This is a genomic window from Streptomyces sp. NPDC001339 (assembly GCF_042895955.1).
Lineage (GTDB): Bacteria > Actinomycetota > Actinomycetes > Streptomycetales > Streptomycetaceae > Streptomyces.
Genome location: NZ_JBIAWT010000004.1, coordinates 569,958 through 594,147, shown reverse-complemented (window position 1 = coordinate 594,147; position 24,190 = coordinate 569,958). Strand labels below are relative to the sequence as shown.

19 protein-coding genes and 1 pseudogene are annotated in these 24,190 nt (G+C 70.0%); 14 read left to right on the top strand and 6 right to left on the bottom strand.

Translation table 11 applies throughout. The annotated features are described in order from the left end of the window. Positions 1-171 precede the first annotated feature (171 nt). Positions 172-921, bottom strand: coding sequence for a bifunctional DNA primase/polymerase (locus tag ACFY12_RS14835; RefSeq protein ID WP_390716168.1), 750 nt, complete (start codon positions 919-921; stop codon positions 172-174). An 894-nt stretch (positions 922-1,815) separates the two neighbouring features. Between ACFY12_RS14835 and ACFY12_RS14830 the strand changes: the two genes are divergently transcribed. Continuing rightward, entirely contained in the window at positions 1,816-3,636 is a 1,821-nt protein-coding gene (locus ACFY12_RS14830; protein ID WP_390716167.1) for a PP2C family protein-serine/threonine phosphatase, read from the top strand. A 355-nt stretch (positions 3,637-3,991) separates the two neighbouring features. Then, entirely contained in the window at positions 3,992-5,482 is a 1,491-nt protein-coding gene (locus ACFY12_RS14825) for an aminopeptidase P family protein (RefSeq protein WP_390716285.1), read from the top strand. 90 nt (positions 5,483-5,572) lie between these two features. Here the strand turns inward: ACFY12_RS14825 and ACFY12_RS14820 are convergent, their stop codons facing one another. Together ACFY12_RS14820 and ACFY12_RS14815 are read right to left on the bottom strand one after the other, a co-directional pair. After that, the gene (locus ACFY12_RS14820) at positions 5,573-6,316 is read right to left on the bottom strand and encodes a TetR/AcrR family transcriptional regulator C-terminal ligand-binding domain-containing protein (RefSeq protein ID WP_390716166.1); all 744 of its coding nucleotides are present in this window, start codon (positions 6,314-6,316) and stop codon (positions 5,573-5,575) included. A 355-nt stretch (positions 6,317-6,671) separates the two neighbouring features. Then, positions 6,672-7,865 carry an alpha/beta fold hydrolase gene (locus ACFY12_RS14815; protein WP_390716165.1) on the bottom strand — a complete coding sequence of 398 codons (1,194 nt, stop codon included), beginning with the start codon at positions 7,863-7,865 and terminating at the stop codon, positions 6,672-6,674. On the opposite strand from ACFY12_RS14815, the pseudogene ACFY12_RS14810 reads away from it, so the two are divergent. The 5 genes and pseudogenes from ACFY12_RS14810 to ACFY12_RS14790 form a co-directional block, all read left to right on the top strand. Continuing rightward, positions 7,830-8,242: pseudogene (locus ACFY12_RS14810) on the top strand (ATP-binding cassette domain-containing protein); the annotation flags it as partial. The gene ACFY12_RS14815 and the pseudogene ACFY12_RS14810 sit on opposite strands and share 36 nt — an antisense overlap. A gap of 61 nt (positions 8,243-8,303) precedes the next feature. Then, on the top strand, positions 8,304-8,948 hold the full coding sequence (locus ACFY12_RS14805) for a TetR/AcrR family transcriptional regulator (protein ID WP_390716164.1): 645 nt from the start codon (positions 8,304-8,306) through the stop codon (positions 8,946-8,948). 120 nt (positions 8,949-9,068) lie between these two features. After that, positions 9,069-9,776, top strand: coding sequence for a VC0807 family protein (locus ACFY12_RS14800; protein ID WP_390716163.1), 708 nt, complete (start codon positions 9,069-9,071; stop codon positions 9,774-9,776). Further along, positions 9,773-10,519, top strand: a complete 747-nt coding sequence (locus ACFY12_RS14795; protein ID WP_390716162.1) for an SDR family NAD(P)-dependent oxidoreductase — start codon at positions 9,773-9,775, stop codon at positions 10,517-10,519. Before ACFY12_RS14800 ends, ACFY12_RS14795 begins: the two co-directional genes overlap by 4 nt. Positions 10,520-10,557: 38 nt before the next feature. After that, a complete protein-coding gene (locus tag ACFY12_RS14790) occupies positions 10,558-11,097 on the top strand; it encodes a DinB family protein (protein WP_390716161.1) in 540 nt (179 codons plus the stop codon). Positions 11,098-11,295: 198 nt separating this feature from the next. Here the strand turns inward: ACFY12_RS14790 and ACFY12_RS14785 are convergent, their stop codons facing one another. Next, positions 11,296-11,919 carry a TIGR03086 family metal-binding protein gene (locus ACFY12_RS14785; RefSeq protein WP_390716160.1) on the bottom strand — a complete coding sequence of 208 codons (624 nt, stop codon included), beginning with the start codon at positions 11,917-11,919 and terminating at the stop codon, positions 11,296-11,298. A 287-nt stretch (positions 11,920-12,206) separates the two neighbouring features. Between ACFY12_RS14785 and ACFY12_RS14780 the strand changes: the two genes are divergently transcribed. From ACFY12_RS14780 to ACFY12_RS14765, 4 genes are all read left to right on the top strand, one after another. Then, positions 12,207-13,391, top strand: coding sequence for a helix-turn-helix domain-containing protein (locus ACFY12_RS14780; protein WP_390716159.1), 1,185 nt, complete (start codon positions 12,207-12,209; stop codon positions 13,389-13,391). Positions 13,392-13,537: 146 nt separating this feature from the next. Beyond that, the gene (locus ACFY12_RS14775) at positions 13,538-13,858 is read left to right on the top strand and encodes a hypothetical protein (protein WP_390716158.1); all 321 of its coding nucleotides are present in this window, start codon (positions 13,538-13,540) and stop codon (positions 13,856-13,858) included. A 228-nt stretch (positions 13,859-14,086) separates the two neighbouring features. Beyond that, positions 14,087-14,983: a radical SAM protein gene (locus ACFY12_RS14770; protein ID WP_390716157.1), complete on the top strand. Its 897-nt coding sequence runs from the start codon at positions 14,087-14,089 to the stop codon at positions 14,981-14,983. Positions 14,984-15,144: 161 nt separating this feature from the next. After that, positions 15,145-16,140, top strand: a complete 996-nt coding sequence (locus tag ACFY12_RS14765; RefSeq protein WP_390716156.1) for a methyltransferase domain-containing protein — start codon at positions 15,145-15,147, stop codon at positions 16,138-16,140. Positions 16,141-16,185: 45 nt separating this feature from the next. On the opposite strand, the gene ACFY12_RS14760 is transcribed toward ACFY12_RS14765, so the two are convergent. Both ACFY12_RS14760 and ACFY12_RS14755 read right to left on the bottom strand, forming a co-directional pair. Further along, a complete protein-coding gene (locus ACFY12_RS14760; protein WP_390716155.1) occupies positions 16,186-17,403 on the bottom strand; it encodes a serine hydrolase domain-containing protein in 1,218 nt (405 codons plus the stop codon). 180 nt (positions 17,404-17,583) lie between these two features. Further along, complete coding sequence (locus ACFY12_RS14755; protein WP_390716154.1) at positions 17,584-19,374, bottom strand: serine/threonine-protein kinase; 1,791 nt, start codon at positions 19,372-19,374, stop codon at positions 17,584-17,586. 414 nt (positions 19,375-19,788) lie between these two features. On the opposite strand from ACFY12_RS14755, the gene ACFY12_RS14750 reads away from it, so the two are divergent. The 3 genes from ACFY12_RS14750 to ACFY12_RS14740 all read left to right on the top strand — a co-directional run bounded on the left by ACFY12_RS14750 (position 19,789) and on the right by ACFY12_RS14740 (position 24,185). Next, the gene (locus ACFY12_RS14750) at positions 19,789-21,573 is read left to right on the top strand and encodes a sensor histidine kinase (protein ID WP_390716153.1); all 1,785 of its coding nucleotides are present in this window, start codon (positions 19,789-19,791) and stop codon (positions 21,571-21,573) included. Between the two features lie 254 nt (positions 21,574-21,827). After that, positions 21,828-22,484, top strand: a complete 657-nt coding sequence (locus tag ACFY12_RS14745; RefSeq protein WP_390716152.1) for a response regulator — start codon at positions 21,828-21,830, stop codon at positions 22,482-22,484. A gap of 102 nt (positions 22,485-22,586) precedes the next feature. Then, positions 22,587-24,185, top strand: coding sequence for an alpha/beta hydrolase (locus tag ACFY12_RS14740; protein ID WP_390716151.1), 1,599 nt, complete (start codon positions 22,587-22,589; stop codon positions 24,183-24,185). Positions 24,186-24,190: the final 5 nt, after the last annotated feature.

The window sequence follows — 24,190 nt, the reverse complement described above, 5'->3', positions numbered from 1 at the left end:
CCGGACGGGTGAACCGACCGCGCCTCGCCGGTCCGAGCCGGTCCGTACGGGAGACGCGAGCCGTTCAGCGCGAGCCGTTCCGTGCGCGAGCCCGCAGCCGCTCAGTACGCGGAGCCGCCCAGTACGGGAGCCGCAAGTCGCTCAGTACGGGAGCCGCGAGCCGCAAGTCGCTCAGTACGCGAGCCGGCTGCCGCCGTCGGGGGCGCTGGTGCTCGCCATGACCAGGGCATCGACGATCGTGGCCACCTTCGGCAGCCAGGGCGCGGCCGAAGGTGAGGGGCCCCCTTGCTCGAACAAAGTGGAGAGCTTGGGGGATGCCGGCGGACGTTCCCAGCGCACCCGGCCGGCGCCGGTCTGGGACGGCGGGAGAACGACATAGCCGCCCTCCCCGTGGAACCGCAGCGAGCTGGGTACCCAGTCCTGGGAATACAGCAGCTCACCCAACTCCGCGAGGCCGTACGGCGATACGAGCAGCGACCAGCGGGTCGGGGTGGCCACGACGGGGCCGACGCGGACGCCGAAGTGGTCCAGCGCCGCCATGGCACGGGCGCCGGCGACGGCGGGCAGGCTCACCGCGCAGGGCGCCCGGCCGCCGGTGGCCAGGATGACCGGGGCGTCCGGCCGGTTGGTCCACCACCAACGCACCATCCGGGCATCGGTGGTGGCGGCCAGCAGGCCCGGGTCGAAGGGGTGCGCGCCGGGCACCACGCACTCGGGGTCGGGGCAGTTGCACCGACGGGTGGGCCGCCCTCCGAGGCCGAGCCGGGCGCCGGCCGGCGGCCGCCCGGCGGACCTGAGTCCCACACCGGGAAGCACCGGCCACTGCCACTCGGTGGCGCAGTGGAGCGCCGCGCCGAGCTGCGCCGACCGTCCGCCGCGCCGGAACAGGAGCTTGCGTCGCCTTCCGAGGATCTCGCGCATGAGCGCTCGTTCCTTTCCGTTAACGCCGAGGGCTTCGTCCATCGCACTACTGGGCACTACTGCACTACTGGAACTACCGCACTGCTGGGAACTACCGCACTGCTGCATCTGCTGCACTGCACTTGCATCTGCTGCACTGCACTGCCGCACTACTGACTACTGAGCTCTGCTTCGCTACCACGCACTACCGCACACCCCGTGGCGCCACCGCGCACCGCGTGGCACTACCGGGCACGGCACGACACTGCTCGCCGGTTCACCTGCGCTTCGCCCGTGCCGCTCGATGCCGTCGTGTGGCGTCTTTCGCGGCCCGGCAGCCGTGCGATCCGGGTCAGGGTCGCTCGCACATCGATCACGCCGCGTGGATCTTTGGTCACCGCACGTACGAGGCAGCGCATCACGCCATACGCCGAGCGTGGAACATGGCGGGGGGTGGCGCGCGCATGGCGCTTGCGCTTCCGTTTGTGCAGTCCCCGCCACTCGGGGTGCGTCACGGTCGTCGTCGTGTGAGACGCCGGTGCCCGCCGGAGAGTTCCGGTGCGGCCCCAACTGACCGCGCACCTTCCCGAGTACGTACCCGCCACTGTGGTGATGACGCGCTGTCGATCGGCGCCAGTCGACCTCAAATTGACGCTCAGGGGGCCGTTTTCAGGCCAATCCACAGACCTCGCTGACACCACAAACCCCATGGGGACAATGCTGGACATCCCCTCGTTGGTGCGTGTACATGTGGAGGCATTGATAGCGGAGCAGCATGACATGGGGGTTTGCGATGCTATTGAGGAAATTGCGCGGCCAAAAGTCCCGCACAACATCACTCAACAAAATGCCGCACTCCCTAGCTAACAGCGGCCTGACCTGGTGTAACGCCCTGCGTGACGACGGTCGTCAGCCATGACCGCCCCACACGTACCAAAAGTGGCTGGAATCGAACCAGCTCTCCCCACTCCCACGCACACTGTCGGCCCGCATCCGGAGAACACCTCTGCGGACCGCACCGCCGACTCCTCGTCCGGCACCTCCGACGGCTCAGCGGACGGGTCGGTCGGCGGCTCGGTCAGCGGCTCGGCCGACAGCACGGCCGACGGCCCGGCGGGCGCCTCCGCCGGTGGTCGCGAAGGCGCCCCCGACCCCGCGTCGGGTCTCCCCTCCGACCCTTCCGGTACTCCCGGCTCTTCCGGCCCTTCCAGCTCTTCCGGCTCTTCCGGCTCCTCCGACATCTCCGCCCTCGACCAACTCGCCGCGGTCCAGGACCGGCTGGCCGGCTGGATCTCCGACCTCAGCACCCTGCACGACCTGACCGAACAACTCGCCCGTACCCGCACGTTGGAGGAGGCCCTCCACGAGTTGTTGCGGGCCGGCGCCGCCCTGGTCGGCGCGCGCCGCGGGCTGGTCGTCCTGGCCCCCGCCGACGGACTCGGCCCGGAGACCACCGTCGGCCTGGGCCTCGGCCACGCCGAGATCGGGCACATCGAGACCGTCCCACGCCGCGCCCTGTCGTACGCGCGGATACTGGACGGCCTCCCCGAGCCCGGCACCACCGGCGACGACACCAGCACCGGCGACGGCACCAGCACCAGCGCCGCTTGCGACACCTGCGACGCCCTCGGGACCCACGAGTCCCGCGAGTCCCGCGAGTCCCGCGAGAGCTACGGAAACCGCAAGACGACCTGCGATATCCGCGAGATCAGCGAGCCCGACATCCTTGGTGAGAAGGACCTCGACCCCCGCCTGCGCGAGGTCGCCGCCCGCCTCGGATACGCCGCCAGCTACGCCGTCCCGCTCACCGCCGACCCGGTCGGCCGCACCGGCGCCGCGGTCTGGCTCTACGACGAACCCGCCGCGCCCACCGAGCGCCAGCGCCATCTCATCGGCCTCTACCGCGCACACGCCGCCGAGCACCTCGCCCGCCTTCTCGAACTCCACCGCAGCCGACAGGCCGCCGCCACCCTGCGCGAGGAGCTGCTCCCGCACCGGCTGCCGCGGGTCCCCGGCGTACGCCTGGCGATCCGGCACAGCACCGGCCCGCGCGGCGGCGGCGACTGGTACGACGCGCTGCCGCTGCCCGAAGGGGCGCTGGGCCTGGCCGTCGGTTCGGTCACCGGATCCGGGCCGAGCGCGGTGGCCGCCATGGGGCGGCTGCGGGCGTCGCTCCGCGCGTACGCGGTCATGGAGGGTGAGGATCCGGTCGCGGTCCTCTCCGACCTGGAGCTGCTGCTCCGGCTGACCGAGCCGGCCCGCAGTGCCACCGCGCTGTTCGCCTTCACCGAGCCGCCGCTCGGTCAGCCGGACGGTGCACAAGGCGAGGCGCCGGATGGTGCGCCTGGCGCCCTCGCGCCCCGCAAGCTGGTGCTGGCCGGGGCCGGGCACTGCCCGCCGCTGATCCTCGGCGATCTACGGACCGAGTTCGTCGAGACCTCGCTGTCCGCGCCGCTGGGCATGCTGGCCTGCTGGGAAGCGCCGAGCGTGGAGATCGAGCCGGCCGCCGGCGAGACCCTGCTGCTCTACAGCGACGGACTGCTCCACCGGACGGGCGAGCCCATGGACCGCGCCTTCGCCCGGTTGCACACGGCCGCCGCGAGCGTCCCCAGGTCGAGCCGCCATGATCCGGAAGCGGTGGTGGATCACGTGGTGCGCACGATGCTGCCGCAGGGGCTGGACGATCCCTCGTCGGAAGAGGACGTGGTTCTGCTGGCGGCCTACTTCGAGGAGTAGGAGACATCCGAGGAGTAGGAAATGTCTGAGGAGTAGGAGACATCTGAGGAGTAGAGGGAGAGCAGGCCGCAGGCCTCGGTGAAGACGGGATTGCACGGAGGCGAAGTCGGGATTACACGGAGTAGCGGAAAGCAGCAGAAGGTAACGGGGACGGCGCACGAGGCCCGCCCGACCGTGCCCCACTCCCGCACTTTCCCTGCCCGCACCTTCTACGCCCGCACCCTCTACGCCTGCGCCTTCTCCGCCCGCCATGCGCCCTATGACCGTAATGACTGAGAGGTCACACGTTCCGGCCCCTGGACCGCGTTCCCTGCACACATACGATGGAATGCGTTCACTCTTACGAGGAGGCATGGTGACCGACGAGCTGACGCCGGAGACCCCGGAATCGGACGAGCAGCCGATCAAGCAGCGCAAGAACGGCCTTTACCCGGGCGTCTCGGATGAGCTCGCGGAGAACATGAAGAGCGGCTGGGCCGACACCGAGCTGCGGGATCTGCAGCCGATCGAGCAGGCCCCCCAAGCCGCCCGCCGCCGTGCCGCGCTCTCCGCGCGCTTCCCCGGTGAGCGCCTGGTGATCCCCGCGGGCAACCTGAAGACCCGCTCCAACGACACCGAGTACTCCTTCCGCGCCTCGACGGAGTACGTCTACCTCACCGGCGACCAGACCGACGACAGCGTCCTCGTCCTGGAGCCCGCCAAGGACGGAGCCGGGGCCAAGGACGGGGCCGGAGAGGGCCACACGGCGACGATCTACCGGCTGCCCCGCTCCAACCGTGAGAACGGCGAGTTCTGGCTGAACGGCATGGGCGAGCTGTGGGTCGGCCGCCGCCACAGCCTGACCGAGTCCGAGGCGCTGCTCGGCGTCCCCTGCAAGGACGTGCGCGAGCTGGCCGACGCTCTCAAGGAGGCCACCGGCCCGGTCCGCGTCGTACGCGGCCACGACGCCGGCATCGAAGCCGCGCTGACCGACAAGGTCACCGCCGAGCGCGACGAGGAGCTGCGGGTCTACCTCTCCGAGGCCCGGGCGGTCAAGGACGAATTCGAGATCGGCGAGCTGCAGAAGGCCGTCGACTCGACAGTGCGCGGCTTCGAGGACGTCGTGAAGGTCCTGGACAAGGCGGAGGCCACGTCCGAGCGCTACATCGAGGGAACCTTCTTCCTGCGTGCCCGCGTCGAGGGCAACGACGTCGGCTACGGCTCGATCTGCGCCGCCGGCCCGCACGCCACCACGCTGCACTGGGTCCGCAACGACGGCCAGGTCCGCTCCGGCGACCTGCTGCTTCTGGACGCCGGTGTGGAGACCACCACCCTCTACACCGCCGACGTCACCCGCACCCTGCCGATCAACGGCCGCTACACCGACTTCCAGCGCAAGATCTACGACGCGGTCTACGAAGCCCAGGAGGCGGGCATCGCGGCGGTCAAGCCGGGCGCCGCCTTCCGCGACTTCCACGATGCGTCGCAGCGCGTCCTCGCCACCAAGCTCGTCGAGTGGGGCCTGATCGAGGGCCCGGTCGAGCGGGTGCTGGAGCTGGGCCTGCAGCGCCGCTGGACCCTGCACGGCACCGGCCACATGCTCGGCCTGGACGTCCATGACTGCGCCGCGGCCCGCACCGAGGCGTATGTCAACGGCACGCTGGAGCCGGGCATGGTGCTGACCGTCGAGCCCGGTCTGTACTTCCAGGCGGACGACCTGACGGTGCCCGAGGAGTACCGCGGCATCGGCGTACGGATCGAGGACGACATCCTCGTCACCGACGACGGCAACCGGAACCTGTCGGCCGCCCTGCCGCGGCGGGCCGACGAGGTCGAGGCGTGGATGGCGGGGCTGCTGAAGAAGTAGGCCCTCTGAGGAAGCAGGCCTCGCCTGAAGAAGCAGCCTCGCTTGAGGAAGCAGCCTCGCTTGAGGAAGCAGGCCTCGCCTCACCGGCCCTCACTCCGGCAGCACAGGCCCAGTGCGCGGGCCGGCGGCATCGTCCGCCGGCCCGCCGCCGTTTTTCCCCCTGCCATCTTCCCCTCCGCCGTCCTTCCCGCCGCCATCCATCCCTCCGCCGTCCTTCCTGGCGTACGCGCCCGCGCGGGCCGCCGCCCATACGGCGGTGGCGGCGGACTCGGCGAGAGGGGCATCGACGGGACGGCGGACGATCAGCATCCGGTAGTAGAAGGGCGCGCCGAGGGCCGACATCACCTCCACCGGGTCGGTGTCCGGGGGCACTTCACCGCGTTCCGCGGCCCGCTCCACCATCCGGCCGGACAGCGGCAGTCGCTCCTCGAAGAACGACCGCAGGACCGTGGCCGCCTCCGGGTGGCGCGCCGCGGCGGAGACCACCGCTTCGATCAGCCGGCGCATCCGCGGCTCCTCGTAGAAAGCGGCCAGCGAGCGGGACATCGCCCGCAGATCGCCGTACAGCGTGCCGGTGTCCGGCAGGGGTACGCCGTCGCTCAGATCCGTCAGCAACGCGCAGACCAGGCCCTCCACGCAGCGCCAGCGCCGGTAGAGCGTGGCCACGTGGATTCCCGACCGCTGCGCGGCCTTCTCCATGGTGAGCTCGGCGAAGCCGCCCTCGCCCAACTCCTCGAAGACGGCAGCCAGTACGGCCTGACGGGTGCGGGCCGTACGCCCGCCGGGCCGGGTCTCGCCCGGGGCCCGCAGGCGCGCAGGGTGCGCTGTGGTCACGGGGTGCACTGTGGTCACGTGGTGCGCTGTGGTCACGGCGGCTCCGTATTGCAGTGCGGGTTCTCGCCAAGTATTGTCCGAGAAGATTAACGCGAAGCTGTTCGCGTTTGTCCTGGTGTGCGTTGGTCTCGCTGGGAAAGGGGACGCCGCGGGGGAGGTCCTCCCTCCGCGAGACCGCGCTACCCATCTCCCCCAAGGGCGATTTCCGGCCACTCTGGCCATTCGACGAGGTTCCGATGGTCGCCCGTCGTACTCCCGTTGTGCTATGGCGACTTCGGGAGCCCGTTTTCCTCTCTCCAGTAGGCCGTTACAACCTCTCTCCACTAAGCCGTTACGGCTTCTCTCCAGTAAGCCGTTACGGCGCTTTCGGAAGCCCGGGTCCCGCGCAGCGGACGTCCGACGTCGGCATCACCCCGTCCACGAGGTACGCGGCCGCCGTGGTGTCCACGCAGGCGTTGCCCCGGCTGGCGAACACCCCGTGGGAGTAGTCGTTGTCGAGGGTGACCAGGCGGGAGCCGGGCAGCAGTGTGCGCAGTCGGCGGGCGCCTTGGATGGGCGTGACGGGATCGTGCGCGGAGGCGACCAGCAGGACGGGCGGGGCCTCGGGGCTGCCGAGCGGAGTGCGGTGGCCGGGGTGGTGGTGCCAGGAGGCGCAGACGGAGGCCTCCATACCGGTGAGGACCGGCTGGGGGTCGAGGCGGCGGGTGCGGCGGATGTCCATGGCTGTCGCACGCGGGGTGGGCGCGGGGCCGTCGGCGCACTTGACGATGCGGTTGGCCGCTTCGTAGTTACGGGAGTCGGGGCCGTCGAAGGCGGACTCCGGGCGCATTCCGTCGACGCCGCCGCTGGTGAGGTACGTGCGTATGCCGTCGGCGAGGCCCGCCCAGCGTTCGGTGCGGCCCAGCGCGCGGTACACGGCGCGGTCGAACTCCGCCGGGCCGAAGCCGTCCACAGGCCGCGCGGCGAGCCCTTGTCGTACCCGCAGATAGGAACGGCGTACGGCGGTCGCGTTCGCGCCCGCACCGAAGCGCTGCGCATGCGCGGCGGTCCAGGCGAAGAAGGTGTCACGCTGGCGCAGCAGCGCCCGGCTCTGGATCACGTCGAAGTCGTACCAGCCCCAAGGGCCGACCACGCTGTCCAGCACCATGCGTCCCACCCGGTCCGGGAACCGGGCGGCGTACGCCGCACCGAGGTAGCTGCCGTAGGAAACGCCGAGAAAGCCGGCCTTCGGTTCGCCGAGCGCGGCGCGGATCGCGTCCATGTCGTGGGCCGTCTGCTCGGTGGACAGGTAGGGCAGCAGGCCGGCCGCGCCCTTGGCGCAGTCGTCGGCCATGGCGTGGAGTGACGCGAGGTAGGCCCGTTCGGCCGCGGCGTTCGTCGGTACGGGATCCACGCCCGGGGCGTCGAAGAGACCGCCCATCGAGCCGCAGCCGGCGGGGGTGCTCCGGCCGACGCCGCCTGGGCGGAGGCCTGGGCGGGCTGAACGGGCCGGACGGGGCTCAGTGTGGTGGCGGCCGTGAGGGCACTCAGCAGCCTCGGCCTCCCTCACGACCTGGCCCACCGCCACCCCGCCCAGCTCTCCGGCGGCGAACTCCAGCGCGCCGCCCTCGCCCGCGCCCTACTCGCCCACCCCCGCGTCCTGATCTGCGACGAGATCACCTCCGGCCTCGACACCGTCACCCGCCGGAGCATCCTGAACCTCCTCGCGGCCCTGCTCCGCGACCGCAACGACCTGTTCCTGGTCCTCATCACCCACGACCTGGACACCGCCGCCGCCCTCGCCCACCACATCGCCGTACTCGACGCCGGCGAACTCCTCGAACAGGGCCCGGCCCACCGCGTCCTGCCCCCCCCCAACACCCCTTCACCGCCTCCCTCCTCCACGCAACCCTCCACACAACGGCCCGCCCGGAGACACAAACCTGATTCAGCTGGGGTACTGTTTATCCAGTCAAATAAACGCTACCGGGGAAGGTCGGGGAAGGACATGGCACGAACCGAGCAGACAGGGCGAACAGAGCTGACCGAGCAGACAGAGCGCCGCACGTTCACCAATGCGGCGCGCAGGGCGCAGATCGTGGCGGCGGCGATCGACACGATCGCGGAACTCGGCTACGTCAAGGCGTCGTTCGTCAAGATCACCGAGCGGGCCGGACTGAGCAGCCCGCGGATGATCTCGTATCACTTCGCCGACAAGGACGATCTGATGCACCAGATCGTGCGGGAGGTCTTCACGGCCGGGGCGGAGTTCATCGGTGCCCGCATGGCGGGGCAGGAGACGGTGGCGGGCAAGCTGCGCGCCTACCTGGAGGCCAACCTGCGGTTCCTGCGCGAGCACCCACGGGCGATGCTGGCGCTCGCCGAAATCGGACCGCATGTGCGCGAGCCGGGCGGACGGCCGTACACGTCGCAGAGCGCGCAGGAACCGAGCGTGCGCGGGCTGGAGGAACTGCTGTCGGCAGGGCAGCGCAGCGGCGAGTTCCGCGATTTCGATGTCCATGCGATGGCGGTGATGATCCGCGGTGCCGTCGACGCCGCCGCCCAGCGACTGCGCGGGGAGCCGGGGCTGGACTTCGACGCGTACACCCACGAACTGGTCACCGCGTTCGCACGCGCCACCCGGTCCGACTGACCCCTCCGCCCGGGCAGCACACGGTGCGCACGGTGCGCCCCCACCTCAAGACCAGCCCCGGGCACCCCCTCAGAAATCGATGCTATCGATGCTATCGACGCTCAGAAAGGCTGTGTGGTGGTGACAGAGAACCTGGACGCGCAACGTCCCGCACGGGCCGGTGGCGGCTCACGCCACGTACTGCTGGTCCATGTCGTCATTCCGCTCGCCCTCTTCTACGGTCTGCGCTGGCTGGGGGTGAACCAGTTCCTCGCGCTGCTGGCCGGTGCCGTGATCCCGGCAGTCGGAGCGGTCCGCGGCCTCGTCACCGAACGCCGGATCGGCGGATTGCAGCTCTTCCTGCTCGGCACGATCGCCCTGACCGTCGCGATGTCATTCGTCACCGGCAGCCCCCGCCTCCTACTGATCCGCAACGGCTGGGGCCTGGCCGCGATCGGCGTGTGGATCCTGTGCACGTTGCTCTCCCAGCGACCGTTTCTCTACGAGGCGACCCGGGTCGTCGTGGACAAGGGCAAGCAGCGAACGCTCGCGGGCAACTGGGACCGATATCCAGCCTTCCGCCGGATGCTGTGGATCTCCAGCGCGTTCTGGGGCGTCGCCTGCCTGATCGACAGCACCGCACGGATCGTCATGGCGATGACCCTCCCGATCGACCTGGTGCCGGTCCTCGACGATGTGCTGCTGGGGGTGACCGTGCTGGCGATCCTGGCCTTCCAGCGTTTCTTCGGACGTGCCTACCTGCGCTGCAACGGGCTGCGCAGCCGCGGCCTGACGATCACCCCCATCAACCCCGTCAACCCCATCACCTCCGCCGGAAAGTCGACATGATGGGACGTCAGGCTGCCGACGGTCCGGTAGCACTGATCACCGGCGGCGCCTCAGGCATAGGAGCCGCCACTTCACGACGGCTGGCCGGCCACGGGTGGCGCGTGGCCATCGCCGACATCGACACCGCCCGCGCCACCGCTGTCGCCGACGACTGCGGCGGACTCTTCGTCGCCACCGACGTCGCCTCGGCCGATGACAACGAACACGTAGTGGCGTGCACCGTCGAGGAGTTCGGCCGTCTGGACGCGGTCGTGCTCAACGCCGCGATCGCCGGCCGCTGCGGACTGGACGACTTCTCGCCACAGCGCTACCGGGACACCATGCGCACAGACCTGGACGGCGTCGTATACGGCCTGCACGCCGCGCTGCCCCAGCTGCGACGGCAGGGCGGCGGGCACCTCCTCATCACGGGCAGTATTGCCGGACTGACCGGCTCGCCCGACGTGTTCTACGCCACCGCCAAGCACGCCCTCATCGGCCTGGTCCGCTCGGCCGCCCCGCTGCTGGAACGAGACCACATCCGTCTCAACACCATCTGCCCCGGCCTGGTGAACACACCCGCCCTCGCCTCGCTGCGCACCACCCTGCTCGCCCACGGACTGCTGCTCGCCGAACCGGACGAGGTCGCCGCCGCGATCGAGACCATCCTCGCCGACGACCGCACCGGCCAGGTCTGGTCTCTCCAGGCCGGCCGCCCTGCTGCGCCCGTCGAGTTGCCTGAGGTCCACCTCATCCCACGATAACGATCACCGTTTGCCCCGCAGTGAGGGCCGGCCCGCCTATGATTTCGGCCGCTGGAGATAATCGACCGGTGAGCATCGAACGCCCTCTGCCGCCCCTGAACGCCGACGAGCGCACCACGCTCGAAAGCTGGCTCGACTTTCACCGCACCACACTCGCCATGAAGTGCGAGGGGCTGGACGATGAGCAAGCCGCCGTCACGTCTGTGCCACCGTCCGGCTTCACTCTGATCGGCCTCGTCCAGCACATGGCGGAGGTGGAGCGGAACTGGTTCCGTCGAGTGTTCGCCGGCGAACAGGTCCCGCCCATCTACGACCCGCAGGCCGACCCGGATGGCCCCGACGGCGGCTTCGAGCTGGCCGAGGGCGCCACCCTGCACGACGCTCTCACCACCTGGCACGCGGAGATCTCCTACGCCCGCGAGCACTGCGCCGACCGCGCTCTGACAGACACCGGCCGCTTCATGGACCAGGACGTCAGCCTCCGCTGGATCTACGTCCACATGATCGAGGAGTACGCCCGCCACAACGGCCACGCCGACCTGCTCCGGGAACGCATCGACGGCGCCACCGGCGTATAGCACCGTTCAGACGGTGTCACTCCGGTCGATGACGGCACTGCCCCCATTGGAGCTGCTGTACGAGGACTTACCCCACTGAGCGGCGGTGAGGTCGATGTCTGTTCTCATGAAGTGAACTCCTTGTGCCATTCCTTGACCAGGGCAAGGGAATCATCCGGGCGGCACGCCTGGAGGCGGGTCCTGCCGTACGGTAACCAGTCAGGCACCTGGGGTGCCCCCACGCACCTCCCGCCCCAACCAGCCCGCCAGCCGCCCGTACGCGTCCGCCCCCTCGGGCGCGGACCGCACCGGTTCGAAGGGCACGGGGGCCCCGCGCCGCTCCGCCGGCAGCGTCTCCTGGGCATACGCCAATGCGAAGCCGCCCACTTCGGGATCGAGTTCTCGGGCACCCATGGATTCCGGGGAGTAACCCAACGCCTCACACAGATCCCACGTGTGCGCAGCCAGCTCCATGGTGATCGCGCCCAACGCGGCACGCATCGGCATCTTCGCGAAGCCAAGGTCGACCACGTGGTCGAGGCCCCCATCGGTCAACCCCCGGGAAGCGGCGACCAGCCGGTCCCCGGCCACCGCATACGCCGCCGCCCAGTCGTCACCCGGGACTTCCTTGATATCCCCCGGCTCGTCCGCGATCGTGCCGCCTTCGGCGATGTACGCGTAGGCAAGCGTGTTGCCCAGCACATGGCCTATCAAAGCGCGGATATCGAACTCCGGACACGGCGTACGGTCGTTGAGTCGCCCGGGCTCGACGGCGGCAACCAGGGCGGCGAACTGGCCGGTCGCGCGCTCCAGCAGCGGCCGGGGATCAATGGTGGTGTCCATCAGGGCAGGCTCCCGTTCCTACAGACCTACAGAGACAAAAGACATGTGGCACAGACACGTGATGCCGCGCAGGAGGAAACGTCCCACCATAACTTGACACCTACCGTCAGGTTTTCGACCCGACTTCCCGAGTCACAGCTACAACGGCCTGACTGGAGACAGGAACCCACCGCTGACCGCCCTCTGATCACAGCAAACGGCCCCCGCCGGGCGACGAGGGCCGATCACCGTTCCCCTGTGACTGGCCAGGAGTACCGTTCTGGTGTCGATGCAGAACGGAGACCAGTATGCCCCCGCACATTGACGAGCACACGGGCGCGCGCATCGCGCACGTGCGCAAAGTCCGTCGGTTGACGCAACGCGAGTTGGCCGATCTCTCGCATGTCTCGTACAGCACCCTCACCAAGGTCGAGCAGGGCGTCTTGCCCGCCAGCCCGTCAGTGATCGGCGCCCTCGCCCGCGCCCTGTCGGCCCAGGTCATCGAACTGACCGGTCAGCCCTACCTCGAAGAGCTGCGCCAGGACCAACTAGACGTCCTGATCAACCCGATTCGCGAGGCGCTGAATGTCTACGACCTCGGTCCTGATCCGGACGTGACACCACGGCCGGTAGAGGAACTGGAGGCGCATGCCGACAAGCTGTGCGCACTGGTCCGCGCAACGAACATCAAGCAGGTTGCCGCTGACCTTCCCGGCCTGATCCTTGAGGCCACAACGACGGCGCACACAGCCCCCATCGACCGCAACTGGCGGTTGCTCGCGAGTACGTACCGCACGGCGTACGACGTGACGACGAAGCTCGGGTTCCCCGACTTGTGCACGGTGGCGCTGGATCGCTTGGACTGGGCAGCGCAACGCGCCTCAGATCCAGTTCTGAGTGGGCTACGCCAGTACCTGCGGGCGCTTGCCTATCTCAGGGCAAGTGACTACCGGACGGGCAAGCGACTGGTCCGATTGGGCATGTCCACCTTGGAGCAGGCGGAGCCGGGGCACGTGCTCGATGCCGTTACCGGACAGATCCACCTCGGGGCCGCCGTGCTGGCGGGCCGCGACAAGGACAAGGACACCGCAGAGGGCCATCTCAGCGAAGCTGAGCGGATCGCGAAGCGGACTGGACCGGCCGAGAAGATCCACTGGCTGTCGTTCGGTCCCACCAATGTCGGCGTGCATCGGGTGAGTGTTCTGGCAGAACTCGACCTGTATCAAGAAGCCGTGGACTCCGCCCACAGGATCTCGATTCCGGACGGGTGGCCCCCGTCGCGCCTCGCTCACCACCACACCGAGGTGGCGCGAGCGCAGATGTGGACGGGCCGCACCGACTCGGCGTTCAAGAGCCTGCTGAAGGCGCGCAAGCTTGCACCCCAACAGACGCGGTACCACCCCACGGTGCGCGAGACATACGCGGGGCTGGAGGCGGCCAAGCGCAGGATGCCGGACACCTTCAGTAACTATGGTGCGTGGCTAGGAATGTGACCTACCGTCATGCAGTGGCCGGGGCTATCAGCGATGCCTGATAGTTCCGGCCTTTGACTGTCGGCACGATGCATACGTCAGAAGACCCCCGCAACCGCGCTGCGAGCGGCCCGGGGGCATGGCCAACCTGACGGAAGCAGGTCAACATGCCGAACTGTATCGCCCGACTCTTCGAGCCGCTGTTGCGGCTACTACTGCCCGCACGGGGGCGCCACCGGTCCACCGCCGCACTGCCCGTTGCGCTGTGTGAGGACGCGGCGACGTTCGCGCTTCCCCGCGTAACCAGGCAACCGGTCGAGGTACCGCTGCGCGGCGAGGACACTCCCCTCATCCGCCCGTACGTTCTTACCCCCGAGGAACGCCGGGAGCGCCGTTTGCAGCGTGGGCGTCGGCGGGCGCTGTGGCTGGCCGAGCTGGGCTACGACGCGGGGCCGCGCTGGATCCACGGGGTGGAGGTGGCGGGCTGATGCCCCGTAGGTGCCGACCCTGCTGGAACCGGTGTCAGATCCCGCGCCTGTCGCCGGGTGCGACGTGTGCGGGGCCCTCGCTAAACAGCGCGAGGCAGCCTACGCCTCAGGAGACGGGTCGAAGGCGACCGACTTCAGCGTGGAGATCCGCCGCCACCCCCATCGGACGGCGGCACGGGCATGAGCACAGGCAGGCATGGCACACACGGCACAAAGGAGTGCGCGACCATGACTACCATCATGGACAACCCCGCCAACGCCCCGGCAGGGCTTCTCAGTTCGCTTGAACTGGAGATCACGGCAGGGTGCCAACTCACCTGTACGCACTGCCTGTCCGAGTCGAGCCCGCAGGGCACACACGGCACCATGACGCCCGCAGACTGGAAGCAGGTGATCAACGACGCGGCGACGCTCGCGATCCCGCACCTTCAACTCATCGGTGGCGAGCCGACGCTGTATCCGCACTGGATCGAGCTGGTCGACCTCAGCCTGAGCCTTGGGCTGAGCGTCGAGGTGTACAGCAACCTGTTTCACGTCCGGCCCGCGTGGTGGGACGTGTTCGCCCGGGACGGCGTGACGCTCGCCACGAGCTACTACAGCGACAATCCCGACGAACACGACCGCATCACCACCCGCACCGGCAGCTACCTGCGCACCCTCGCCAACATCACCGAGGCACGCCGCCGGGGCATCCCCGTACGGGTTGGCATCGTGGAAGTCTTCGACGGACAGCGCGTACAGGAAGCACGCGCGGAGATCGAAGCCCTGGGCATCACGAACGTGACCATGGACCGGGTACGTGCGGTCGGTCGCGCGGGCGGCACCGCTGCGCCGGGCGTCGACGCGCTGTGCGGGCGCTGCGGGCGGGGCCGGGCAGCAATCCTGCCCAACGGCGATCTCGCCCTGTGCGTCCTGTCGCGATTCATGCCGTGCGGCAACGTCCGCGAGCAGCGGCTCGGTGACCTCATCGGGTCCGAGCAGTGGTGGCGGACCGTCGAGCAGGTACCGGCTGCGAGCGCGGGCGGGTGTGCGCCCGATGACTCCGCCTGCCAGCCCGGACAGCCCGCGTGCCTGCCCAAGTTCCCCAGCGCCCTGCCGCTCGTCTCCCCCGGCGGTGCACAGTGACCGCTAGCTGGCAGGAACGCGCCGCTGCGCTCGCAGAAGCGGTGACGCACCCGCAGTCCCGGTGGCGCGAGGCCGTGCGCGCCACGCCCCGTCACCTCTTCGTGCCCCGCTGGTGGGAGCACGAGGCGAACGGGCCGGGGTCAGCGGACGGGCCGAGGCTGGTGGACGGGCCGAGCGATCCGGCGGCATGGACGCGTGCGGCGTACAACGACACCTCGCTCGTGACCCAGCTCGGGACGCTGCACGCCGACCGTGCCAAGCCCGACGACCGGCCGGAGGGGACGCCATCGTCCTCGGCGACTCTGCCCTCGTTGGTGGTGCAGATGTTCCGGCACGTGCGCCCCGACCAAGGCATGGACGTGCTCGACGTGGGCACCGGGTCGGGGTATTCCTCGGCGTTGCTGTGCCATCGCTTCGGCGATCGTCACGTGACAAGCATGGACGTGGATCCGTACTTGACCGAGGCGGCGCGCGAACGGCTCGCCGATGTCGGGCACCGGCCCGAGGTGGTCACCCTGGACGCTACGGGGAAGCTGCCCGCCACCTATGACCGGATCGTGGCCATGGTGTCGGTCCCACGCATCCCCGCATCCTGGCTTACCGCGCTGCGGCCAGGGGGGCGGCTGGTGTGCACGATCAGCGGCACGGGCATGGTGATCGGCGCGGATAAGACCGCCGACGGTGGTGCTGCCGGGCGCGTCGAGCCGCACCAGGCCGGTTTCATGGGCATCCGCCACGGGGCCGACTACCCGCCCCGGCTCATGGCCCAATTCCCCCACACCCGTAGCCAAGACGGGGAAGAGGTCACCGTCGGCCGATATCCGGTACTCAACGTCGATAGCGCCTGGGAGGTCAAAACGCAGCTGTTCCTGGCCGTGCCCGGAGTCGAGACGCACTACGAGGAAGAGGAACAGGGCGAGCAGCACACGGCATGGCTGCTGCACGCGGACGGCTCATGGGCACGCGCCGAGGGGCACCGGGACAATCCCCCGACTGTGCACCAGGGCGGCCCCCGCCGCCTGTGGACTACGTTGGAACGCATCCGCCACCTCTTCAACACGCAGGGCAGTCTGGGTGTTTACGGGTTCCCGGTCCGTATCGAGCCGGACGGCGTGTGCCGCATCACCTGGGGCGACTGGGTAGTCACCATCGAATAGCCGGCCGGCCCGAATAGGCAGAGCGGTGCGGTCACGGCTCCGGAGTTATGCGATCGCGGCCTCGTAGACCGCCTTTGACAGGCGGGCGTTCTCGGGGGCGACGCCGCCCGGGAAGGCGCAGCGGCGGCGTGTGTAGCCGTATGCGAGGCCCGAGCGTGCGTCGCCGAAGGCGAGTGAGCCGGCTGCGCCGCTGTGCCCGAAGGCGTTGGCACCGAGCGCGGGGAAGAGCACGCTGACTGCTTCGAAGCCCAGGGCGAACGGGTTCGGGAAGTTGACGACCAAGTCGGTACCGTGCGAGTGGATGCGGGAGAACTCGGCGATCGTCTCCGGCTTGAGCAGTGGGCCCAGGCCGTTGAAGCCGCCGATGGTCGCGGCGTACATCCCGGCGATGCCACGGGCGTTGCCCGCGCCGCCGACCGAGGCCTGGCTCTTCGTCAGCGAGACGTCGGAGTTGACGAACGCGGTCAGGTCGAAGGACGGGTCGGCGCTGATGTTGAAGGCGATGGCGAGCCGGCTGTAGCGGCCGCCCGCGTTGGCGGTCAGCTCGGCGTGCTGCTCGGGCGTGGGCAGCATCGGCAGCGCGTCGCGGTGGCGGGCCCGCTCGGACTCGGGCAGGCCCAGGAAGAAGTCGAGGTCGTACGGTGCCCGGACCCGCTCCTCGTAGATTTCCTGGATGGAGCGGCCGGTGACCCGCCGTACCACCTCGCCGGTGAGCGCGCCGATCACCAGGGCGTGATAGCCATAACCGACGCCCGGCTGCCAGAACGGCCGCTGCCCGGCGAGCCGTTCGGCGATCACGCGGTCGTCGGCGAGCTCCTCGGGCGTGAAACCGTCGTCCGCGCCGATGACACCGGAGCGGTGCGCGAGCAGTTCGCGCAGCGTCAGCGCGCCCTTGCCTTCGGCGGCGAACTCCGGCCAGTAGTCGGCGACCTTGCGGTCGAGCTCCAGGACCCCGTCCTGTACGAGCAGCGCGACCACCAGGTGGGCGGCGCCCTTGGTGACGGAGAAGACCCCGGTCAGCGAGTCCCCGGTGACGTCTCCCGCCCATAGGTCGACGACCAGCTTCCCGTCCTTGTACGCGGCGAGCTGGGCACCCGGGTCGTTCTCCTCCCCTGCGACGAAGGCGGCGAACTCCTCGCGCACGCCCTCGTATCCCTTGTCGACGGTGCCGTGGACCGCGGTAGCAGCCGTGGCGACAGTGGGGGTGGCCGTGGCGGCAGTGGGGGTGGCGTTCGCGTCCGCGGTGATGGTGTCCGTCGGCATGGTTGCTTCCCCCCGTTCAGTGCAGCGTCTCGCTGCGTACGAAGAGGTCAACCGGCGGTCAGCGCTCGTCATTCCCGCACCGCGACAAAAAGTTTCGGACACCCCTGCGCCCTGCGCCCTGCGCGCGGAGGACGGGCAGGGCGCAGGGCGGGCAGGGCGACGGCTGTTTCGCCTGTTCGCCTACCCGCCCGTGCGGATTCCGTTGACGGCGGTGTCGAAGTCCGGGCGGTATTTGTGCCATTGCTCGTCCGGCGCGGACAGATAGACCACGTACTGGGTGCCGTCCTCTCCGCTGAACGCCACCTCCACCGCCCGGTAGTCCCGTACCCGGCCCTTGAACGTGAACTCCCAGTACCCGGCGGGCCTTCCCCGGAAGGTCATGTTGTGCATCCGCACCCGCTCGTAGCCCGGGCAGTCCCGACGTGTCTGCTCCTCTTCGGTCTCACGCCAGTGGCGGACCGGATCGTCCCCGCCGAACTCGACGACGTTGACGCGCAGACTCACCCGTCCGGTCGGGTCGATGTAGGCGATCTCGCCTCCGCGCATCTTCTTGGGCTTCCAGTCGTCCCGGACGGGGACGGAGCCGCTCTGGCCGGCCTTCTTGAGCTGGTACCCGGCGGGGACCGGCGGCGGCGCGAAGCTGGGGGTGGACGGGGCGGGCTTCGAGGGGCTGCTGGAGGAACGGGCCTCGGGCGGGTAGGTGCGCACCGCGCCCGTACCGTCCCACGGCCACAGCAGTACACCGCCCGTCGCGGCGGCGACGGTCACCGCCGTCGCGGCCAGCCAGAGCGCGGTACGGCGGCCGCGCTTGCGCCCTCGTACGGAGGCTGGAGCCGCAGTGCTTCTCGCCCCTCCCGGCCCTCTCGCCCCTCCCTGCCCGGGCATCCGCTCCGCCCGGGTGGCCGCATCGGCGGGGGCGGCCACTGTTCCCTCAGTGGGGTCGGCACCTGATCCGGCAGTGGGGTGAGCCCCTGATCCGGCAGTGGGGTAGGTACCTGATCCGGCAGTGGTGTCGGCCTCTGCCCCAGCACGAGCAACCGTCCCAGCGCGAGCGACGGTCTCCGTACCGGTATCAGCGTCCGTACCGGTATCCGTCCCAGCACCTGCCCCGGCACCAGCACCAGCCCCTGTACCCGTCCCGGTGCTCGCTCCCGCCGCCGCGCGGCTCAGGAGGCGTTCGGTCTCGCGTACGTCCAGCCGCTGGCCGGGGTCCTTCGCGAGCAGCCCCTGGATCACCGGGGTCAGGTCCCCGGCGTGGCGTGGGGGATCGTGGGTCTCGGTGGCGATGGCGTACGCCGTCTCGATCGCGGTGTCCCGCTCGAAGGGGTAGCGCCCCTCGACCGCCTGGTAGAGCGTCGTTCCGAGGGACCACAGGTCGCTGGCGGGGCCGGGCTCTGCGACGTTGCTGCGCAGGCGCTCCGGCGCGAGGTAGTGGATCGAGCCGACCAACTCGCCGGTCTTGGTCAGGGACGGCGTTCCGGGCTGTACGGCGATCCCGAAGTCGGTGAGGACGATGCGCCCGTCGTGGCCGAGCAGCACGTTGGCGGGCTTGATGTCCCGGTGCAGTACTCCGGCGTCGTGTGCGGCGCGCAGTGCGGCGGCCATGCTGGCACCGATCCGTGCCACGTCGCGGGGCGGCAGCGTGCCCTGCCGCTTCAGGACGTCGCTCAGGGTGACCGAGGGTATGTACTCCATGACGATGCACGGCAGGCCCTCGTCGTCGACGACGTCGTGCACCACGATCACGCTGGGGTGGGTGATCCGGGCGGCGCTGCGGGCCTCGCGGCGGGTGCGTTCGTGGAGGCGCCGGATCTCGTCGTCGTGCAGGTGCGGCTGGACGTGCAGCTTCTTCACGGCGACCTGGCGGCCGAGCACCTCGTCCTCGGCCCGCCACACGGTGCCCATACCACCGCGGCCCACGTGCTCTACCAGCCGGTAACGGCCGGCTACGAGTCGCCCCGCCTCAGACACCGTGAGATCTTCTCCCCTGTTCGCACACCAGCACCGGCCCGGGGCACGATAGCCCGTTCGATGCCTTGATCACGACGATCGCTCCCCTGGTGAGAACGAGCGGCGGGCTCGAACACGGTGGGTAGCGGTGGCCGACACTGCGGGTGGCGGACGTCGGCACTGCGGGTAGCGCGTGCGGGCACCGCGGGTAGCGGGACTTTGGTCGCTCCCGCCTCGCGACGAAAGGCGCTGTCCTGAACGCGGCGGGTTGCTTACCTTTGCCAGGTGACACGTGTGGAACGTACGGACCCTGCGATACCGGGTCGCCCTTCGCCGGATCGCCCTTCGATACCGGCCCGCCAGGCAGTGGCGGTGTGGCTGCGTTCGGCGCCCCGGCGGCTGACCGGCCCCCTCAGGGCGCTCCGCGATCCCGGGATGTGGCCCACCAGGCGCATCGTGGGCGAATCGCTGCTGGGCGTGTGGCTGGCGCTGCTGGCTGCGGGGATCGAGGCCCTGCAGGGGCAGAGCCTCGTACGGATCGTCGCCGTCGCTCTCGCTGCCGGAGCGCTGACGCTGCTGCGCCGGGTACTGCCGGCCGCCGTACTGCTGGTGGTCGCCGTCGGTTCTGCCGGGCTGGTCGGCCTTGCGCCGCTGTTCCCCCTCGTCGCCTGGTCGGCCGGGCGGCGGGTCTCCCAGGTCGCCAAGGCGCTCGGCACCTTCACCGCCGCGTACGTCCTCAGCCTCGGCCTGAGCTTCCTGGAGGTCGGCTTCTCACTGTCGGGCCTCCTCATCACCGCCCCGTTGTTGCTGGTCGTGCTCGTCGTGCCCGGCCTCGCCGGCCGTTACTGGTCACAGCGCCGGACACTGCTGGACACCCTCCGGGCGTACAACGCCCACCTGCTGCGCGAGCGCGCGATGATCGCCGGACAGGCCCGGCTGCGGGAGCGCCAGCGCATTGCGCAGGACATGCACGACAGCCTCGGCCATCAGCTCGCGCTGATCTCCGTGCACACCGGTGCGCTGGAGGTGGACCGCGAGCTGACCGGACGGCAGCGTGAGGCCGTGGGAGTACTGCGCGAGGCGTCGGTGGCCGCGATGCACGAGCTGCGCGAGGTGGTGGGACTCCTGCGGGACGGCACCCACGCCCCTGATCACGGGGACTCCGCCCCGGGTCCCGGTTCCCCGGGCGTTGCGGCCGTGGGAGCGGGGGACACCACGTCGCCGTCGCGCGGGGTGGCCGGTATCGAGGGCCTGGTGGCGGCGTCGCGGAATGCGGGGACGGACGTCGAGCTGCGGCGCTCCGGCGAGCCGCGCCCGCTCCCCCCGGCCGCGGATCACGCGGCGTACCGCATCTCCCAGGAGGGCCTGACCAACGCCCATAAGCACGCCCCGGGCGCCTCGATCACCATCGAGCTGCGGTACGAGCCGGACTCGCTGGTCGTGGAGGTCGCGAACGGCCCCGTACCGGCGACGGCGGCGGACCGTGCCCGGAAGGCGGTGAGCGGTGGTCAGGGGCTGACCGGGCTCGGTGAGCGGACCCGGCTCATCGGCGGCATGGTGCACGCGGGCCCCACGGCGGACGGCGGCTTCCGGCTGGCGGGCGTACTGCCGTACACCTCCCCGGAGGGCGGTGCCCCGGGCCCCTCTCCGCAGGACCCGTTCGCGGCTCCCACGGGCGACACGTTCGGCGCTCCCGCGGGCAGCACGTTCGCCGCTCCCGCGGAGAACCCGTTCGTTGTTCCGACGGACGACTTTCGGCGGCAGATTTCGGCGGGCTCCCCGGGCGAGAGTGATCCGGTCATCTACCGGGACGGTCTGCCGAAGGAGCTGGCCAACGCAATGAGCAGCAACAACAGGAGTAGCGGCATAGCCATCGGCTGTGGGGTGGCGGCAGGCCTCGGCCTGCTGGTGGTGGCCGCCCTGGTCGTCGGGGGGATCCTCCTCGTCGGCGAGACGAACAAGGCCCTGATCGAACCGAAGGTGTACGACTCGGTGACGGTGGGCCAGTCCGAGGCCGAGGTGCGCAATCAGCTGCCCGAGGGGGACTCGTTCCTGACCGACGGACTGGACAAGGGTGCGCCGCCCGTACCCGCGGGAGCGAAGTGCCTGAGCCTGAATTCCACGGAGGTCGGCAGCAGCTTGGACAAATCTCCGGTCTTCCGGTTCTGCTTCAAGGACGGCAAGCTGATCGAGAAGAAGTCCTTCGAGGTCAAGCAGTAAGCGGGAACCGTCAAGCCGTAGGCCGGGAACCGTCAAGCAGGAAGCGAGGAGCCTCTGCGTGGCGTCCGGGCGGGTGGTTCTCGGGATGGGTCACCGGCTCGGGGATGATGTCACGGTGACCAGGCAGCCCGACCCGTGGTGACCAGGCAGCCCGGCCCGTTCGGAACAGCCTGACCGCTGGGAACGGCCCGACCTGTTCGGAACGGCCTGACCGCTCGGAACGGCCCAGAAGACCGGCAGCGCACAGGAGAGTCGTGATCAGAGTTCTCGTCACGGACGACGAGCCGCTCATTCGGGCGGGCATCAGGATGATTCTGAGCTCGGCCGACGACATCGACGTCGTCGCGGAGGCCGAGAACGGCCGCGAGGCGGTCGACCTGGCCCGGGCCCAGCGCGTGGACGTCGTACTCCTGGACATCCAGATGCCGGTCATGGACGGGCTGACCGCCCTGGCCGAGCTGCGCCGGACCGTCCCCGATACACGGGTGCTGATCCTGACGACCTTCGGGGAGCAGCAGAACGTGCTCCGCGCCCTGGCGGACGGGAGCGCGGGCTTCCTCCTCAAGGACTCGGCGCCCGCGGAGCTCCTGCGCGCGGTACGGGCGGCCGCGGCCGGCGACGCGTACCTCTCGCCGGGCGCCACCCGCCACGTCGTGGACTCCCTGGCCTCCGGCCAGACCGCACGGCGCGCCGAGCAGGCCCGGCGCCGCCTGGAGACGCTGACGGAGCGCGAACGGGAGGTCCTGGCACTGCTGGGCGAGGGCCTCTCCAACGCGGATGCCGGGCAGCGCATCCATATGAGTGAGGCCACGGTCAAGACGTACGTGAGCCGCATCCTGGCCAAGCTGGGCTGTGAGAACCGCGTCCAGGCCGCCCTCCTGGCCCGCGACGCCGGGCTGGGCGGCGCCTGACCACGGCGCCCGGCGCTCCCGCTCCCCCTCCACCCACCACCCATCAGCCGTCAGCCGTCAGCCGTCAGCCGTCAGCCATCAGCCATCGCCCAAAGGACCGAAATGCCCAGCTTTCTCACCGCGAGAACCACCACAGTCCTCTCCGCCTCCCTCCTCCTCGCCCTCGGCGCCACCGCCTGCACCGGAACCAAGGGCGAGGACGAGAACAAGGACAACGGCGGCCGCGAGAAGTCCTCTTCTGCCGCCGCCCTGCCCGCCTCGCTCACCTCCCAGAAGCTCGACTGGCAGCCCTGCCCGGCGCCGTCCGCCGCCCAGGGTGGCGAAGGCAAGGCACCCGGCAAGCTCCCGGACGGCACGGCATGGGAGTGCGCGACCCTGAAGGCCCCCCTCGATTACGCCAAGCCCACCGGCGACACCATCGACCTCGCGATGATCCGCGCCACGGCCCAGGCCAAGGGCCAGGGCAAGGGCAGGGAAGGCGCCAAGCGGCTCGGCTCGCTGGTCTTCAACTTCGGCGGCCCGGGCGCGTCGGGCGTGGCCATGCTGCCGGGTTACGACGCGGCCCAGCCCCTCCGCTCGCGCTACGACCTGGTCAGTTTCGACCCGCGAGGCGTCGGCAACAGCGCGGCCGTGAAGTGCCTGAGCGACAAGGAGACGGACGAGCAGCGCGCCCAGAACCTCGACCTCGCCGGCACGGCCGAGCAGAACAAGAAGAACGCGGCGGCCTGCGCGAAGAACTCCGGGAAGGTTCTCTCGCACGTCGACACCGAGAGCGCGGCCCGCGACATGGACCTGATGCGCGAGGTCCTGGGAGACGCCAAGCTCAACTACTTCGGGATCTCCTATGGGACTGAACTGGGCGGTGTCTACGCCCACTTGTTCCCGAAGAAGGTGGGCCGTACGGTCCTGGACGCCGTGGTCGACCCGACCCAGGACCCGGTGCAGGAGTCCCTGGGGCAGGCGAAGGGCTTCCAGCGGGCGCTGGACAACTACCTCGCCGACTGCGCCAAGAAGGGCGGCGACTGCCCGTACCGGAGCGCCGAGGAAGGGCGCCGGCGGATCGCCGAACTGCTGGCGAGGACCGGCAAGCAGCCGCTGCCGACCGAGGGCGGACGGAAGGTCACCCAGGAGCAGGCGGTCGTCGGCATCGCCTCGGCGCTCTACTCCAAGGAGGCCTGGCCGGTCCTGACGGCCGCGCTCTCCGCCGCGGAGCAGGGCAGCGGCGACGGCCTCATGCTGCTGGCCGACATTCTCAGCGGCCGGGACGACAAGGGGCGTTACAGCAACATGCAGGTCGCCAACGCCGCGATCAACTGCGCCGACACCAGGCAGCGCAGCACCCCCGAGGAAGTGCAGGCCAGGATGCCGGAGTTCCGCAAGGCGTCGCCGGTCTTCGGTGAGATGACCGCGAAGGGGCTGCTGGGCTGCACCGGCTGGCCGGTCACCGGCAAGAGCGACACCCCGGAGGTCTCGGCGCCGGGCGCCGCCCCCATCGTCGTCATCGGGAACGCGGGCGATCCGGCAACGCCCGTCGAGGGCGCCCGGAAGATGGCCGACAAGCTCGGCAAGGGGGTGGGCGTCCTGCTCACCGTCGAGGGTGAGGGCCATGGCACGTACGGCACCAATCAGTGCGCCACCAAGGCCGTGAACGGACACCTGCTGGACGGCCAGGTCCCGGCGAACGGCACCGTCTGCTCCTGATCAGG

Excerpts from the sequence above, each read along its gene's own strand:
- ACFY12_RS14780 (WP_390716159.1), top strand. The coding sequence starts at position 12,207 with ATGCCCCCGCACATTGACGAGCACACGGGCGCGCGCATCGCGCACGTG.
- ACFY12_RS14835 (WP_390716168.1), bottom strand. The coding sequence starts at position 921 with ATGCGCGAGATCCTCGGAAGGCGACGCAAGCTCCTGTTCCGGCGCGGC.
- ACFY12_RS14830 (WP_390716167.1), top strand. The coding sequence starts at position 1,816 with ATGACCGCCCCACACGTACCAAAAGTGGCTGGAATCGAACCAGCTCTC.
- ACFY12_RS14805 (WP_390716164.1), top strand. The coding sequence starts at position 8,304 with ATGGCACGAACCGAGCAGACAGGGCGAACAGAGCTGACCGAGCAGACA.
- ACFY12_RS14760 (WP_390716155.1), bottom strand. The coding sequence starts at position 17,403 with ATGCCGACGGACACCATCACCGCGGACGCGAACGCCACCCCCACTGCC.
- ACFY12_RS14740 (WP_390716151.1), top strand. The coding sequence starts at position 22,587 with ATGCCCAGCTTTCTCACCGCGAGAACCACCACAGTCCTCTCCGCCTCC.
- ACFY12_RS14750 (WP_390716153.1), top strand. The coding sequence starts at position 19,789 with ATGTGGCCCACCAGGCGCATCGTGGGCGAATCGCTGCTGGGCGTGTGG.
- ACFY12_RS14790 (WP_390716161.1), top strand. The coding sequence starts at position 10,558 with ATGATTTCGGCCGCTGGAGATAATCGACCGGTGAGCATCGAACGCCCT.
- ACFY12_RS14775 (WP_390716158.1), top strand. The coding sequence starts at position 13,538 with ATGCCGAACTGTATCGCCCGACTCTTCGAGCCGCTGTTGCGGCTACTA.
- ACFY12_RS14770 (WP_390716157.1), top strand. The coding sequence starts at position 14,087 with ATGACTACCATCATGGACAACCCCGCCAACGCCCCGGCAGGGCTTCTC.
- ACFY12_RS14785 (WP_390716160.1), bottom strand. The coding sequence starts at position 11,919 with ATGGACACCACCATTGATCCCCGGCCGCTGCTGGAGCGCGCGACCGGC.
- ACFY12_RS14795 (WP_390716162.1), top strand. The coding sequence starts at position 9,773 with ATGATGGGACGTCAGGCTGCCGACGGTCCGGTAGCACTGATCACCGGC.